We start from the raw sequence: 15,203 nt of genomic DNA, 5'->3' as shown, positions 1-15,203 counted from the left end.
GAAGGGCGGGGCAGGTGCTTGCGTAGTCCGCTTCAAAATTCCACGTGATTGGCATAACCTGCTTGTTTTTTCTGCTGACACAATCGGGATCTGCCAACCATGAAACTCGACGCCTTTGATCGCAAGATTCTCGCCGCGCTGCAACGGGACGGACGCCTGAGCAATGTCGAGCTGGCGGACGAGATCGGCCTGTCGGCGTCGCCGTGCTTGCGGCGCGTGCGAATGCTGGAGGAGGCCGGGGTGATTCGTGGATACCAGGCCAATCTGGATCGCGATGAAGTGGGGCTGGGATTGACGGTGTTTGTCGGGGTCAAGGTCGAGCGGCACAACGATGAACAGGCTGAAGCCTTTTACAAAGCGGTCACTGCATTGCCGGAGGTGATTTCAGCGTTTCTGGTATCGGGGGAGTCAGATTTCTTGCTGCAAGTGGTGGTGCCAGACCTTCGTGCGTACGACCGTTTTCTCAGCGGTTGCCTGCTCAAACTGCCTGGGGTGAGTGATATTCGCAGCAACTTTGCGATTCATACGGTAAAGACCCCGGGGGCGTTGCCGTTGGGGCATCTTCCGTCCTGAAAACCGAAAAGATCGCAGCCTTCGGCAACTCCTACAGGGTACGCATTTCAGGTAGGAGCTGCCGAAGCTCGGGCTGCGTTCGGACGATCTTTTGATCTTCTACATTTGCGTCGCCATCCCCTCCACATTCATCGCCGCCTGGCGCAATGCCTCGGAGCGCGTCGGATGCGGATGGCACGTCAGGGCAATGTCCTCGGCCGAAGCGCTGAACTCCATCGCCACGCAAAACTCGCCAATCATCTCACTCACGCTCGGCCCGACCAGGTGCACGCCAAGCACTTCGTCCGTGCGCTCATCGGCGAGGACTTTGGCAAACCCTTCGGTCTCGTGATTGATCTTCGCCCGACTGTTGGCGGTGAACGGAAACTTGCCGACCTTATAGGCGCGTCCCTCGGCCTTGAGCTGCTCTTCGGTCTTGCCAACGCTGGCCAGCTCCGGCCTGGTGTAGATCACGTTGGGGATCAAGTCGTAATTGACCTCACCTGCCTTGCCGTGGATCTGCTCGACGCAGGCCATGGCTTCGTCTTCAGCCTTGTGCGCGAGCATCGGCCCGGACGTCACGTCGCCGATCACCCAGACCCCCGCGGCTTCGGTGCGATGCTGCTGGTTGGCGAGCATGCCGCGCTTGTCGGTGCTCAACCCGACGTTTTCCAGGCCCAGGCCTTGGGTGTATGGGCGGCGGCCGATGGCGACCAGAACGTAATCGGCTTCCAGCAATTCGGCGCTGCCGCCCGCCGCAGGCTCGACGCTGAGCTGCACGCCGTTTGCCGAAGTGGTGGCGCTGGTGACTTTCGAACTCAATTTGAAGGCAATGCCTTGCTTGCTCAGCGAGCGCTGCAGGGTTTTGCCGGCCTCGCCATCGACACCGGGGCAGATGCGGTCGAGGTATTCGACTACGGTGACCTGCGCGCCGAGACGCCGCCACACCGATCCCAGTTCGAGGCCGATCACGCCAGCACCAATCACCACCAGATGTTTGGGCACTTCGCTCAGCGACAACGCGCCGGTGGAGTCGAGGATGCGCTGGTTGTCGATCTCGACACCGGGCAGGGGAGTGGGCTCGGAACCTGTGGCGATGATGATGTCCTTGGCGGTCAGTTCGGTCTTGCTGCCCTTATCGTCGGTGACGGTGACTCTACCCGGGCCGTCGATGTGGCCCCAGCCCTTGATCCAGTCGACCTTGTTCTTGCGAAACAGGAACTCGATACCCTTGGTCAGGCCGGTCACGCTCTCGTCTTTCTGCTTCATCATCTGCGTGAGATTGAGGGTCGGTTTGACCTCGATGCCGAGGTTGGCGAATTCCGCACCCATGGCCGCCTCGTACAGCTCCGAAGCATGCAGCAAGGCTTTCGAGGGCATGCAACCGACGTTCAGGCAGGTGCCACCGAGGGTTGCCCGGCCTTCGACGCAGACAGCCTTGAGACCCAACTGGCCGGCGCGGATCGCCGCGTTATAGCCACCGGGGCCGCCGCCCAGAATCACCACGTCATAGTTGCTCATGCGCTTGCTCCTGATGGATGGATGCAGATCGTTAAAAGTAGTCATCGCACAAAATTACAAGCGTAATATGTGCGCTTGCAGATATTTCGGTCAAGGCTTCAGGCAGGCGACAGGTCAGGCATCTTTAGATAAGCGCAATTTGTGCACAAATATTTCACGACTTTCGTTATATCGTAACAATATGAGCAGTGAGCCGATGGCTTTGGGGTGATATGCAAGTCGATCTGGAGGTTGAAGGCACGCAAGTTGCCGGACTGCCGCGCTTTCAGCAGGCGGCCGCGCAGGGCCGAAGGTTGCGTCGTTTGGCGATCGGCCTTGGTGCATTGGCCGGGGCGGGATGGGTGCTGGCGTTTTTTGTCGGGTTATTTGCGCCGCAGTCGTTGTGGCTGCCGCTGCTGATCAACCAGAGCGCGGCATTGCTGGTGGTGGTTGCCGGGCTGCAATCGGCCTGGTGGGTGACGCAGTGGCGTGCACGGGTGATGAATCCACTGTCAGCCATGCCATTGACTGTTGATGAGCAGACCGCGGCGGATGGCTGGTATGAACGCCTGCTCGATCGCTTGAGCCGACGTAGCGTGCATCTGCTTGGACTAATCGGCGCAGCGACGTTGTGGCTGGGCGGTTGGGCGTTGCTGATTGTGCTCAGCATCGAGCAGGTGTGGAACCTGACGTTACCGTCCGCGGCTGTCGGTGTCCCGGCCACAGTCGGCGCCGCTTTGGCGTTGTTATTGGCGTTCGGCTTGTTGGTGCTGGAGCGGCAACTGGCTCAGGAAAACCCTGCGCAATGGCCTGAAGCGAGTTCGCTGGCCCAACTGACGCGTGTAGCGATCATCAGTCTGGTATTGGGCGCTCTGTGTTTGTTGTTCGCCGCAGAAACTTCCGTTTGGCCGGTTCGTCTGGCGGTACTTATCGGAATCTTGCCGGGTTTGGTTGCGATCGAGCTGCTATTGCGCGCCGTTCTGTCGGTATTCAGCCCTCAACGCGAACAGCTTGAACCGACGCTGCTCGCGCGCAGTTTTGTCGCTGACATGCTGCGCTGGCCGCCCCAGCCTTTGCTGGCGCTACAGCACGAATTACACAATCGCTTTGGCATTGATCTACGCCAGATCTGGGCGTTCAGCTACATGCGCCGGGCGTTTTTGCCGGTGTTGGCGTTGGTCGTGGCAGTCGGCTGGTTGCTGACCGGTCTGCATGAAATCCCCTTGCAGGGTCGAGGCATCTACGAACGTTTCGGCAAACCGGTGCAGGTGTTCGGCCCTGGTTTGCACGCAGGATTGCCTTGGCCACTGGGCCGGGTGTTGAGCGTTGAAAACGGCGTGGTGCATGAACTCGCGACCAGCGTTGGCGAAAATCCGGCGCCGGTTCAAGCTGTTCCCGCTGAAGGCCCGGCGCCGTCCACGGCCAACCGCTTGTGGGACGCCAGCCATGTGAATGATAAATCTCAAGTCATCGCCAGCAGCCGTGATGCGCAGCAGAGCTTTCAGATCGTCAACATGGATGTGCGTTTCGTCTATCGCATCGGCCTCACCGACCAGGCAGCGCTGGCGGCTACCTACAACAGCGCCGATGTGCCGACGCTGATCCGCAGCACCGCCAGCCGGATTCTGGTCCACGATTTTGCTTCGCGCACCCTTGACGGCTTGCTCGGTGCGGACAGGGTAGGGCTGGGTGAAGAAATCGGCCGAGCGGTGCAAAGCGATCTGCAACGACTCGACAGCGGCGTGGAAATTCTCGCCACGGTCGTTGAGGCGATTCATCCGCCGGCCGGAGCAGCCAATGCCTATCACGGCGTGCAAGCGGCGCAGATCGGGGCGCAGGCGTTGATCTCCCGCGAACGTGGTGCCGCAGCGCAAGCGAGTAATCAGGCGCAATTGCAGGCCAGCCTCGCTCGCGATCAGGCCAGCGCCAACGCGCGTGAAATCAGCGCCGCCGCGCAGGCAGCGGATCTGAAATTCAGTGCTGAACAAAAAGCCTACGCCAGCGCGGGTCAGGCGTTCGTCCTTGAGCAATACCTCAGTCAGCTCAGCCAAGGCCTGAGCAAAGCCAAATTGCTGGTACTCGACCATCGACTGGGCGGTAGCAATAACGCGCCGACTATCGATCTGCGTACGTTCACGCTGCCGGCCGATCCGACGCCCGCACGTTCTACCGCTCAACCAGGAGTCGCCCATTGAGCCAGTCGCACACTCACGATCATCATGACCACGGCGGCCACGATCACGGCCATGGCCACGGCGGACATCACCATCATCATGGGCATCATCACCACGGCGCGCCGGAAGAGGCGGGGCCTTTTCCATGGCGGCGCGTGGGTTGGGCGGCTTTGCTGGTGGCGTTCGCCATCGCCGCGGCGAGCCTGGTGCAAGTGCGCTCCGGTGAAGCCACGGTCATTACCCGGTTCGGGAATCCGTCGCGGGTGTTGCTCGATCCCGGTTTGAGCTGGCGCTGGCCCGCGCCATTCGAAGCTGCGATCCCGGTGGATCTGCGCTTGCGTACCACCTCCAGCGGTTTGCAGGATGTTGGCACCCGGGATGGTTTGCGCATCATCGTCCAGGCTTATGTGGCGTGGCAGGTGCAGGGCGATCCGGACAATGTGCAGCGCTTCATGCGCGCCGTGCAGAACCAGCCGGACGAAGCAGCACGGCAGATTCGCACGTTTGTAGGCTCGGCACTGGAAACCACCGCCGGCAGTTTTGATCTGGCGAATCTGGTTAACACCGATGCGAGTCAGGTACACATCGCCGAATTCGAGGCACAGCTGCGTCAGCAAATCGATCAGCAACTCCTCGCGACTTACGGCGTGCGAGTGGTGCAGGTGGGTATCGAGCGGTTGACCTTGCCGTCAGTGACACTCACCGCCACGGTCGATCGGATGCGCGCCGAGCGTGAAACAATTGCCACCGAACGCACCGCCATCGGCAAGCGCGAAGCCGCGCAAATTCGCTCTGCCGCCGAGCGTGATGCGCGGATTGTTCAAGCAGATGCCACGGTGAAAGCCGCGGATATCGAAGCTCAATCTCGCGTCGAGGCCGCGCAGATCTACGGTCGCGCCTACGCCAGTTCACCGCAGTTGTATAACTTGCTGCGTTCGCTGGACACCCTCGGCACCATCGTCACCCCAGACACCAAGCTGATTCTGCGCACCGATGCCGCGCCATTCCGTGTGCTGGTCGACGGCCCGCCGAATCTCGACAGCAAAACCGGATCGCAACCATGAGTGAAGAAGTTCCACGTGGAACATATTCGCTGAACAGTCCGTGGATTCAGGCCGGACGTTTGGCGTTTTTTGCCCTCTACGCCGTGACCGTGCTGGCCGCGGTGGCGTGGGCATTCTCGAATGTCCGGCAGATTGATCCGCAGAATCGCGCCGTGGTTTTGCACTTTGGTGCGCTGGATCGCATCCAGAATGCCGGTTTGCTGTTGGCTTGGCCGCAGCCATTCGAGCAGGTGGTTTTGCTGCCAGCGGCAGATCGAGTGATAGAGCGTCGCGTGGAAAATCTGCTGCGCAACGATGAGGCCTTGAAGGCTGATCGGGTCGCCACGTTTGCCACGCCGCTCAGTGATGCACTGGCTGGATCTGGTTATTTATTGACCGGTGACGCCGGCGTCGTGCAACTGGATGTGCGAGTGTTTTACAAAGTGACCGATCCCTATGACTTCGTGCTGCAGGGTGATCATGTGCTGCCAGCGCTTGATCGGCTGGTCACTCGCAGCGCCGTGGCACTGACCGCCGCGCGGGATCTGGACACCATTCTGGTGGCCCGACCGGAATTGATCGGTGCCGATAATCAGGCTGCCGAACGTCGCGAGCGCTTGCGCGGTGATCTGGTCCGAGGCATCAACCAACGCCTGGCTGAACTGAAAACCAGCGGGCAGGGCATAGGCATCGAGGTGGCACGGGTTGATGTGCAGTCCAGTCTGCCCAGTCTCGCCGTCAGCGCGTTCAACGCGGTGCTGACCGCCAGCCAACAAGCCGACAAAGCCGTGGCCAACGCTCGCACTGATGCCGAGAAACTCACCCAGTCCGCCAACGAACAAGCCGATCGTACGCTGCAAGTCGCTCACGCTCAGGCGGGTGAGCGCCTGGCCAAAGCGTCTGCTGACACCGCTACGGTGTCGAGTCTGGCCAAGGCCCAATTGAATGGCACTGACCCGCAAATGTTCCTGCGCCTGTATCGCGAGCGCATGCCGAAAATTCTTGGCCAGGCCGGATCAGTGACTACGGTCGATCCGAAAGACGATTCCCGCCTGATCATTCAGGGAGCCAGTCAATGAGCGAGACCACCGCTGCACCGGGCCTTTTGTCCTCAGCCGAACAACGTCGCGCCGCGGGTCAACTGACGTTGGCCATGCTCGCGCTTGGTTTGCTCGGCCTCGGTCTGATCTGGCGTTGGCTGCTGCCGGAACAAACCGGTGTCAGTCAGTTACTGCTGGGTGTTGCTTCTTTATTGGTCGCCGTTCCGGTGATGCGTTCGGCGTGGTTCAGCCTGCGTTATCCAAGCCTGCATGGCATCACCGACCAATTGATTGCCCTGGCGATGCTCGGGGCGTGGGCGACTGGCGATCTGCTGACCGCCGCGTTGCTGCCGATCATCATGATCTTCGGCCATGTGCTGGAGGAACGCAGCGTCATTGGCTCGCAAGAAGCGATTCACGCACTCGGTCAATTGACCCGCAGTCATGCACGCAAGATTCAGGCTGACGGCTCGATCGTTGAAGTCGACAACGGCACGCTCAAATCCGGTGACACCGTCGAGGTCCGCGCGGGTGATCGAGTGCCGGCGGACGGTCGGGTTTTGTCCGGCCAGGCCAGTCTCGACACCGCGTCGATTACCGGTGAATCCGTGCCGGTGGAAGCAAGCGTCGGCATGACGGTGTTTGGCGGCGCGATCAATCTCGACGGTTTGCTGCGCATCGAAGTGACCCGCACTGGCGACGAGTCGACCTTGGGCAAAGTCATCGCGCTGATGCAAAACGCCGAGCGTTCGAAACCGCCGATCACTCGTTTGCTTGAGCGCTATGCCGGCAGTTACATGGTGCTGGTATTGCTGTTGGCGGCGGTTACCTGGTTCATCACCAACGATGCGCAAGCGATGCTTGCGGTGCTGGTCGCCGCGTGTCCATGTGCGTTGGTATTGTCGGCACCGGCTACGGCGATTGCCGGCGTGGCGGTGGCGGCGCGGCACGGGATTCTGATCCGCAGCTCGGCGTTCCTCGAAGAGCTGGCCGATCTCACCTCGTTGGTCGTCGACAAGACCGGCACCCTGACTTACGGCACCTTGCGCTTGCAGTCGATCAACAGCTCGCACGCGGATCAGTCGACGGTCATGGCGCTCGCCGCCAGTCTGGGTGCGGCGAGCAGTCATCCGGTCAGTCGTGCGCTGGCGGGGTTGGTCAGTCAGGACGACTGTTTGCCACTCACCGATATCCACGAACGGCAGGGCCTCGGCGTAGTCGCCATGACCGCGCAGGGCGAAGCGGCGCTTGGCCGCCCGGAGTTGTTCGCACAACTGGGCATCACTACGACGACCGTCCCTGAACACGATGGACCGATTGCCGGCCTGGCCTTGAACGGTGAGTTTCTCGCCTGGCTGCTGTTGGCTGACAGTGTCAAACCGGAAGCCCGATTTGCGCTCAGTGAACTGCGTGAGTTGGGTCTGGGGCGGCAACTGTTGCTGACCGGCGATCGCCAAAGCGTGGCCCGGACACTGGCCCGCGAAGTCGGTCTGAAGGAAGTCGAAGCCCAGGCGTTGCCCGAGGACAAACTCAATCGTGTGCTGAAAGAAATCAACGACGGTTTCCGGCCGATGGTGGTGGGCGACGGCATCAACGATTCGCTGGCGCTCAAGGCTGGCGTGGTCGGTGTGGCGATGGGCGCGGGCGGGGCAGACATCGCCTTGGCTTCGGCCGATATCGTGTTGATCGGCAGCGATCTGCGTCGGCTCGGCACTTGTGTGCGGCTCAGTCGCCAATGTCGACGAACCTTGCAGGTCAACGTGATCATCGGGCTGGGCTGGACGCTGGCCATTGTCGTGTTCGCAGCGTTCGGCTGGCTCGGAGCCGCCGGGGCGATGATCGCTGCGTTGCTGCACAACTTCAGCACGTTACTGGTGTTGGGCAATGCCGGGCGATTGCTGCGCTTTCAAGAGCCGCTGCTCAAGCTCAAGGAAGAAATCTGAAATTATTTTTCGCCTCGCTGTAACGCTATCAGGGCAGCGTTCTCTAGTGCTGTGTCGGGACTGAACAACCTTCCAGCCGACATCCCTGATGCTTACCGAGGATAAGAAAAATGACGATCAAGACCGCTGCTGCTGGTGCCGCTCTCGCTTTGGCCGCCGCTACTATGTTTGCCGGTGTAGCCACCAATGTGGTCGCCGCCGATGCCAACGTGCACTGTTACGGCGTGACCGCCTGCAAAGGCCAGAACGACTGCAAAACCAAAGACCACGCTTGCAAAGGCATGGGCGCTTGCAAAGGCCAGGGCTTCAAATCGATGACTCAAGCGGCTTGCGATAAAGCAGGTGGCAAGGTCGGCGAATAACTGACCGGTAAGTGCCGCCGCAGTGGTAAGCGCCACTGCGGCCACTTTTATCAGGAGCCCGCACATGTCTGCCTCACTTCCTTTCCTCGGCTACGGCCTGGGATTGCGCAGCGCTTACTACCAGCAGATCCTTGAACAGTCGCCCGACGTCGACTGGTTCGAAGTGGTCTCGGAAAATTTCATGGTGCAGGGCGGCAAGGCTCTGTATTACCTGGACGCCATCGCCGAGCGCTATCCGCTGGTGATGCATGGCGTCTCCCTGTCCATCGGCGGGCCGCATGCCCTCGACCCGGACTATCTCAAACAACTCAAGCAATTGGCCGATCGGCTCAAACCGGCGTGGATCTCCGACCATCTGTGCTGGAGCCGCGGCAACGCTCACCAGTTGCATGATCTGCTGCCGTTGCCGTACACCGCTGAGAGCCTCGAATACATCGCTGGCCGAGTGGCTCAGGTTCAAGATGTGTTGCAGCGTCCATTGGTGCTGGAGAATGTCTCCAGCTATGTGCGCGCCGCCTCGGATGATTTCACCGAGTGGGAATTTCTCGCCGCACTGAGCCGGGTGAGCGGCTGCGAGTTGCTGCTGGACGTTAACAATGTCTACGTCAGTTCGCGCAATCACGGCTTCGATCCGTGGAGCTTTATTGAAAGCCTGCCCAAGAACAAAGTGCGCCAGTTGCACTTGGCAGGGCATAGCGATTACGGCGACTACGTGATCGACACCCACGATCATCCGGTGAGTGACCCGGTCTGGGCGCTGTATCAGCGCACACTTGAACACTTCGGGCCGGTGTCGACATTGCTGGAACGTGACGATCACTTTCCGCCGTTTGAAGAGATGCTCGATGAATTGCAAAAGGCTCGCGAGCTCGGTAGCCATGTCTTGGCCGGGAGGCAGCAATGCGCCTGAGGGAATGGCAGTTGGCATTCGAGTCGTTTCTGCTGGATGACGCAGCGACGGCCAACCTGGCATTGGGAAAGAGCCTGATCGGCGGCCCGACGCTGGATATCGACACCGGTCTGGCGATTTATCACAACGCCTACAAGGCGCGTTTACTGGAAGTGTTGCGCACGGATTACCCGACGATCTGGCACTGGATGGGCGACGAAGAATTCGACCTGCTGGCTACCGCGTATATCCGCCAATGCCCGTCGGCACACTACAGCCTGCGCTGGTTGGGCAAAGGGTTCGCCAGTTTTGTCTGTGAGTACCTGGTGCCGGAGCAGGGCGCACCACTGGCCGAATTGGCTGCGCTGGAATGGGCGTTCACGCTGGCCTTTGATACGCCCGCAGGTTCGCCGTTAACCCTCGAAACGATGGCGTCGCTTGCTCCGCAAGATTGGCCCGGGTTGCAGTTCAAACCCACACCGTCGCTGCAAAGGCTGGAGTGCAAATTCAACAGTCTCTCGCTGTGGCGCTCGGTGAAGGAAGAAAGCGAATTCCCCGCAAGCATGGCGCTTGCTGCCCCTCAGCTCTGCCTGATCTGGCGTAATGATCTGATCTGTCATTACCGCAGTCTGGAAGCTGCCGAAGCCTCGGCCCTGAACGGGCTGCTCAACGAAGGCTGGAGTTTCGCCGAACTGTGTGCGGCGTTGGCAGTCATTTATGGTGAGGGCGCTGCACTTCAAGCCGTCACCTGGCTGAAACAGTGGGTGCAGGATGGCCTGTTGGAGCGTCTGGAACGGTAGATTCGGCCAATCAAATCGATAGCCTGCTATTTTTCAAGGATGGTCTACCCTCAGATCAGACGTCTGAAACAAGGGGGGATTTTCCATGCTCGCGCAACTTCCACCGGCCTTACAGAATCTGCAGCTACCGCTTCGCCTGCGACTCTGGGACGGCCATGAATTCAATCTGGGCCCAACGCCCAGCGTCACCATCGTGGTCAAGGATCCTCAGATGGTCACCCAGTTCACCCATCCAAGTCTGGATGCGCTAGGGGCGGCGTTCGTCGAAGGCAAGCTTGAACTGGAGGGCTCGATCAGCGAGGTCATCCGGCTCTGCGACGAATTGAGCAATGCGTTGCTCGGTGCAGACGACGACAGTCATCCCGTGCGTTCGGTGCATGACAAGGAAACCGACGCCAAAGCCATTTCCTACCATTACGACCTGTCCAATGCGTTCTACCAGCTGTGGCTGGACAGCGACATGGCGTATTCCTGCGCGTATTTCGAAACCGGCAGTGAAACCCTGGAACAGGCGCAACAAGCCAAATTCCGTCATCTGTGCCGCAAGCTGCGTTTGCAGCCGGGCGACTATCTGCTGGACGTCGGCTGTGGCTGGGGTGGATTGGCGCGGTACGCCGCGCGGGAATTCGGTGCGAAAGTGTTCGGCATCACCCTGAGCAAGGAACAGCTGGAACTGGCCCGCGAACGTGTCAAAGAAGAAGGTCTGCAAGACCAGATCGAACTGCAACTGCTGGACTACCGTGATCTGCCCCAGGACGGTCGCTTCGACAAAGTGGTCAGTGTCGGCATGTTCGAGCACGTCGGTCACGCCAACCTGGCCGAGTACTGCAAAACGCTGTTCGGTGCGGTGAAGGAGGGGGGGCTGGTGATGAACCATGGCATCACGGCCAAGCACACCGATGGCCGCCCGGTAGGACGTGGTGCCGGCGAGTTCATCGAAAAATACGTATTCCCCAATGGCGAGTTGCCGCATCTGTCGATGATCTCTGCCGAGATCAGTGAAGCCGGGCTGGAAATTGTCGACGTCGAAAGTCTGCGCCTGCACTACGCACGTACCCTCGACCACTGGAGCGAGCGTCTGGAAGACAACCTCGAAACCGCAGCGAAGCTAGTGCCGGAGCAGGCGCTGCGCATCTGGCGGTTGTACCTGGCCGGTTGTGCTTACGCCTTCGCGCGCGGCTGGATCAATCTGCACCAGATCCTCGCGGTAAAAGCGCACGCCGATGGCAGCCATGAATTGCCGTGGACTCGCGACGACATCTACCACCCGTGATTCCCTGTATCCCCTTGCCCTGCGCACAGGGCAGGGCAGGGGGAATGTCAGAGAATCGGCGAAATAAGCCGGGCGATCCGCATGCCGACCTGTTGCAGGCGGTGGATCTCCCGGCTTTCTTCTTTGGCGATCTCGTAAGATTGCTCGAAATCCTCGATCAGCATCTGTTCCACGTTGGCGGAGAAGTCGCTGTCGACCGTCAGCAGCATCACTTCGAAGTTCAAGCGGAACGAGCGGTTATCCAAATTGGCGCTGCCAATGGCGCTGATCTCGCTGTCGATCAACACCACTTTCTGATGCAGGAATCCGGGTTCGTAACGGAACACCCGAACACCGGCGCGCACAGCTTCGAAGGCGTACAGGCTGGACGCCGCGTAGACGATGCGGTGATCGGGGCGCGAAGGCAGCAGTAAACGCACGTCGACACCGCGCAACACCGCCAGGCGTAATGCAGCGAACACGGCCTCATCGGGAATGAAGTAGGGGCTGGTGATCCACACCCGTTGCGTCGCGGCGTGGATAGCTTCGACGAAAAACAGCGAACAGGTTTCGTAGGCATCTGCCGGGCCACTGGCAAGCAATTGGCAAAGAACGCCGTCTTCCGGGTACTCGTCGGGCAGAATCAGCGGTGGCAGTGTGCGCGCCACCCAGAACCAGTCTTCGGCGAAGGATTCCTGCATGCACGCGACCACCGGACCGCGCACCATTACATGAGTGTCACGCCACGGTGCCAGCGGCGGTTTTTCTCCCATGTACTCATCGCCGACGTTGTGCCCGCCGACAAATCCGATCACCCCGTCGACCACCACGATTTTGCGGTGGTTACGGAAGTTGACCTGAAAGCGATTCAGCCAGCCGCTGCGGTTGGCGAACGCTTTCACCTCGACGCCGCCATCGCGCAATGCCTGAACATAGTCGTGGGGTAACGCGTGACTGCCGATGCGGTCGTAGAGCAGATGAATCGCCACGCCTTCGCCGGCCTTTTTCAGCAACAGATCACGCAGGCGTTGACCGAGCCGATCATCGTGGATGATAAAAAACTGGATCAGCACGGCTTCCTTCGCCGTGTCGATGGCGTGGAAAATCGCCTCGAACGTCGCTTTGCCGTTCACCAGTAACTGCACTTCGTTATTGGCCAGACACGGCATTCGCCCCAGTTTCGGCATGGCGCGCAATGATGCGTAGGCGTTCGAAGCGCGCGCGGTCAGGGCTTCTTCCACCCACGGCCGCCAGTTCAATTCGGAGATGGCCTGGCGCATCTGTTCGTTAGCCTGGCGCCGCGCCTTGATGTAGCCATCGAAGGTGCTGCGGCCAAACACCAGGTACGGAATAAGCGTGAGGTAGGGAATGAAGATCAGCGACAATGCCCAGGCGATCGAGCCTTGAGCCGTGCGCACGGTGAGCACCGCGTGAACGGCGGCGATCAAGCCGAGGGTGTGTATCAGGGCGATCAGATAACCGAAAATATGCGGTCCAAAATAATCCATGGGGCAGCCTTGCTCCGGAAGATTCAATGCTTAACAGACCATGTTCCGCCGCGAATGTCGCTATTTAATTGGTGCATGAACCGAAGCAATTGGCCGACGTCTAACGGCCACTACTGATCAGGAGTTTTTCGATGAACATTCGTCTGCTGGGTTTGGCGCTGGGCCTGGGTTTGGCATTGCCGGTGGGTGCTCAGGCGCAGATGCTGCAGCCGGGGCTGTGGGAAATGACCTCGAGTAACGTCAAAGTCGATGATCAGCCGATGGACGTGCAATCAATCCTCGGCCAGTTGCAAGGCCAGATGACCCCGCAGCAGCGGGCGGCGCTGGAGAAAAACGGCATCAATATCGGCGGCAAGGGCATCCGCGCGTGCCTGACGCCTGAGCAAGTGGCGACCAATGATATTCCGCTGGCCGACCCGCAATCGGGCTGCAAACAGCAGATCACCGAACGCAACGGCAACCAGTGGAAATTCCGTTTCAGCTGCCCGAAAGCGCAGGGCACCGGTGTTGCGACTTTCCTCAGTGATCGGGAATTCAACACCGTCGCCAACGGCACGTTCAATGCCATCGGCATCAACCAGAAGGGCAGTCTGGAAACCCGCGCCGTGTGGCTGGGGCAGGACTGCGGCGCCGTGAAACCTCGTGCCTAAAAACTGCGTTACCGGCGTTGCGCGGTATTAATGCAGGAGCGGCGGCACGCTGCGATCTTTAGACTTTGCTTTTGAAAGCCAGGGTCAAAAGATCGCAGCCTAGTTTCACTCGAATGCTCCTACAGGGGACAAGGTGTGATGGCTGGCGAAGATCACTCAGCGCATAAACCGCAACGGCAAACCGCGACAGCCTTCATTCACCCGACCATCCCACCAGGCGATCTGCCCTGACACCAGCGTCGTACTGACCCGATGTCGAAAGCTTCTCCCGGCAAACGGCGTCCACCCGCACTGCGACAGAATCGGTTGCCGAGACACCTCGAAAGTCCGCCGCTCAACCAACACCAGATCCGCCCAGTACCCTTCACGCAAATAGCCTCGATCCGGAATCGCAAACAGATCCGCCACGCGATGACTGGTCTTCGCCACCAGAGTGCTGATTGACAGTACGCCGTCCGCCACCAGTTCCAGCAACGCCGGCAATGCATGCTGCACCAGCGGTAAACCCGAAGGTGCTTCAGTGTAAGGTCTTTGCTTTTCCGCCCAGGTATGCGGCGCGTGATCGCTGCCGATGACGTCCAGTCGATTGGAGTTCAACGCTTCGCGCAAGGCATCGCGGTCGGCCTGAGTCTTGATCGCCGGATTGCATTTGATCAGGTTGCCGAGCGCGGGATAGTCGCGATCATCAAACAGCAAGTGATGCAGGCAGACCTCTGCCGTGATGCGTTTTTGCGCCAGTGGTTTGTCTTCGAACAACTCCAGTTCACGAGCGGTGGTGAGGTGTAGAACGTGCAGTCGTGTGCCGTGACGCTTGGCCAGTTCCACCGCCAACGAAGACGAGCGATAGCAAGTCTCGGCATTGCGAATCAGCGCATGGGCGGCGGGCGGCAGATGCTCACCAAACAGATCGCTCAGATTGGCCGCATTCGCGTTGATGCTTGGCGTGTGCTCGCAGTGAGCCAGCAAGATCGTCGGCACATCAGCAAACAACCGCTCAAGAATCTTCGGATCATCTACCAGCATGTTGCCGGTGGAGGCGCCCATGAACACTTTGACGCCGGCCACTTCGCAGGGATTAAGCGCGGCGACGGTGTCGAGGTTGTCCTGGCTGACACCAAAGTGAAAGCCGTAATTGGCCACAGAGCTGAGCGCCGCCCGGCGTTTTTTATCCGCCAGCGCTTCGAGGCTGAGGGTGGCGGGGCTGGTGTTGGGCATGTCCATGAAACTGGTAATGCCTCCCGCAACCGCCGCGCGAGATTCGGTGTGGATGCTGCCCTTGGCCGGCGCACCGGGTTCGCGGAAATGCACCTGGTCATCGATCATCCCCGGCAACAACCACTGACCGGCCGCGTCGATTTCGACGTTCGCATTTTCACCTTCGATGCTGCGCGCAATCTTGACGATACGACCGTTGCTGACCAATAGATCCCCATCGAACTCACGTCCTTCGTTGATCATTCTTGCATTGCGAATCAGCACACTGCTCATGG

Annotated in this window: 13 protein-coding genes; 10 read left to right on the top strand and 3 right to left on the bottom strand. The window is 59.9% G+C overall.

The annotated features are described in order from the left end of the window. Nucleotides 1-99 precede the first annotated feature (99 nt). On the top strand, nucleotides 100-573 hold the full coding sequence (locus tag ACA061_RS27075; RefSeq protein WP_210553289.1) for an Lrp/AsnC family transcriptional regulator: 474 nt from the start codon (nucleotides 100-102) through the stop codon (nucleotides 571-573). Between the two features lie 99 nt (nucleotides 574-672). On the opposite strand, the gene lpdA is transcribed toward ACA061_RS27075, so the two are convergent. Further along, on the bottom strand, nucleotides 673-2,073 hold the full coding sequence (gene lpdA / locus ACA061_RS27070) for a dihydrolipoyl dehydrogenase (RefSeq protein WP_497300328.1): 1,401 nt from the start codon (nucleotides 2,071-2,073) through the stop codon (nucleotides 673-675). A gap of 212 nt (nucleotides 2,074-2,285) precedes the next feature. Between lpdA and hflK (ACA061_RS27065) the strand changes: the two genes are divergently transcribed. From hflK (ACA061_RS27065) to cfaB, 8 genes are all read left to right on the top strand, one after another. Then, on the top strand, nucleotides 2,286-4,247 hold the full coding sequence (gene hflK, locus ACA061_RS27065; protein WP_497300327.1) for a protease modulator HflK: 1,962 nt from the start codon (nucleotides 2,286-2,288) through the stop codon (nucleotides 4,245-4,247). Next, nucleotides 4,244-5,290, top strand: coding sequence for a protease modulator HflC (hflC, locus tag ACA061_RS27060; protein WP_497300326.1), 1,047 nt, complete (start codon nucleotides 4,244-4,246; stop codon nucleotides 5,288-5,290). Before hflK (ACA061_RS27065) ends, hflC begins: the two co-directional genes overlap by 4 nt. Further along, nucleotides 5,287-6,348 (top strand): protease modulator HflK, encoded by a 1,062-nt coding sequence (hflK, locus tag ACA061_RS27055; RefSeq protein ID WP_150616943.1) that lies wholly within the window; start codon nucleotides 5,287-5,289, stop codon nucleotides 6,346-6,348. The genes hflC and hflK (ACA061_RS27055) overlap by 4 nt, the downstream gene beginning before the upstream one ends. Then, complete coding sequence (locus ACA061_RS27050) at nucleotides 6,345-8,252, top strand: heavy metal translocating P-type ATPase (RefSeq protein WP_497300325.1); 1,908 nt, start codon at nucleotides 6,345-6,347, stop codon at nucleotides 8,250-8,252. The genes hflK (ACA061_RS27055) and ACA061_RS27050 overlap by 4 nt, the downstream gene beginning before the upstream one ends. Nucleotides 8,253-8,362: 110 nt before the next feature. Beyond that, complete coding sequence (gene bufA2 / locus ACA061_RS27045) at nucleotides 8,363-8,614, top strand: BufA2 family periplasmic bufferin-type metallophore (protein ID WP_497300324.1); 252 nt, start codon at nucleotides 8,363-8,365, stop codon at nucleotides 8,612-8,614. 64 nt (nucleotides 8,615-8,678) lie between these two features. Then, on the top strand, nucleotides 8,679-9,524 hold the full coding sequence (bufB, locus tag ACA061_RS27040; protein WP_210553293.1) for an MNIO family bufferin maturase: 846 nt from the start codon (nucleotides 8,679-8,681) through the stop codon (nucleotides 9,522-9,524). Beyond that, nucleotides 9,515-10,303, top strand: coding sequence for an HvfC/BufC N-terminal domain-containing protein (locus ACA061_RS27035; protein WP_210553294.1), 789 nt, complete (start codon nucleotides 9,515-9,517; stop codon nucleotides 10,301-10,303). Before bufB ends, ACA061_RS27035 begins: the two co-directional genes overlap by 10 nt. Before the next feature lie 85 nt (nucleotides 10,304-10,388). Further along, nucleotides 10,389-11,576 carry a C17 cyclopropane fatty acid synthase CfaB gene (gene cfaB, locus ACA061_RS27030; protein WP_150603626.1) on the top strand — a complete coding sequence of 396 codons (1,188 nt, stop codon included), beginning with the start codon at nucleotides 10,389-10,391 and terminating at the stop codon, nucleotides 11,574-11,576. A 47-nt stretch (nucleotides 11,577-11,623) separates the two neighbouring features. Here the strand turns inward: cfaB and cls are convergent, their stop codons facing one another. Then, nucleotides 11,624-13,063, bottom strand: coding sequence for a cardiolipin synthase (gene cls, locus ACA061_RS27025; RefSeq protein WP_150603625.1), 1,440 nt, complete (start codon nucleotides 13,061-13,063; stop codon nucleotides 11,624-11,626). A gap of 131 nt (nucleotides 13,064-13,194) precedes the next feature. Here cls and ACA061_RS27020 point away from each other — a divergent pair, with 131 nt between their 5' ends. Continuing rightward, nucleotides 13,195-13,713 (top strand): DUF3617 domain-containing protein, encoded by a 519-nt coding sequence (locus ACA061_RS27020; protein ID WP_210553296.1) that lies wholly within the window; start codon nucleotides 13,195-13,197, stop codon nucleotides 13,711-13,713. Between the two features lie 156 nt (nucleotides 13,714-13,869). Here ACA061_RS27020 and ACA061_RS27015 read toward each other — a convergent pair whose 3' ends face one another. Continuing rightward, on the bottom strand, nucleotides 13,870-15,201 hold the full coding sequence (locus ACA061_RS27015; protein ID WP_497300323.1) for a dihydroorotase: 1,332 nt from the start codon (nucleotides 15,199-15,201) through the stop codon (nucleotides 13,870-13,872). Nucleotides 15,202-15,203: the final 2 nt, after the last annotated feature.

Source organism: Pseudomonas sp. LBUM1668, assembly GCF_059695715.1.
Note: the sequence above shows the minus strand (reverse complement) of the source record. Positions and strands in the feature narration are given on the sequence as shown.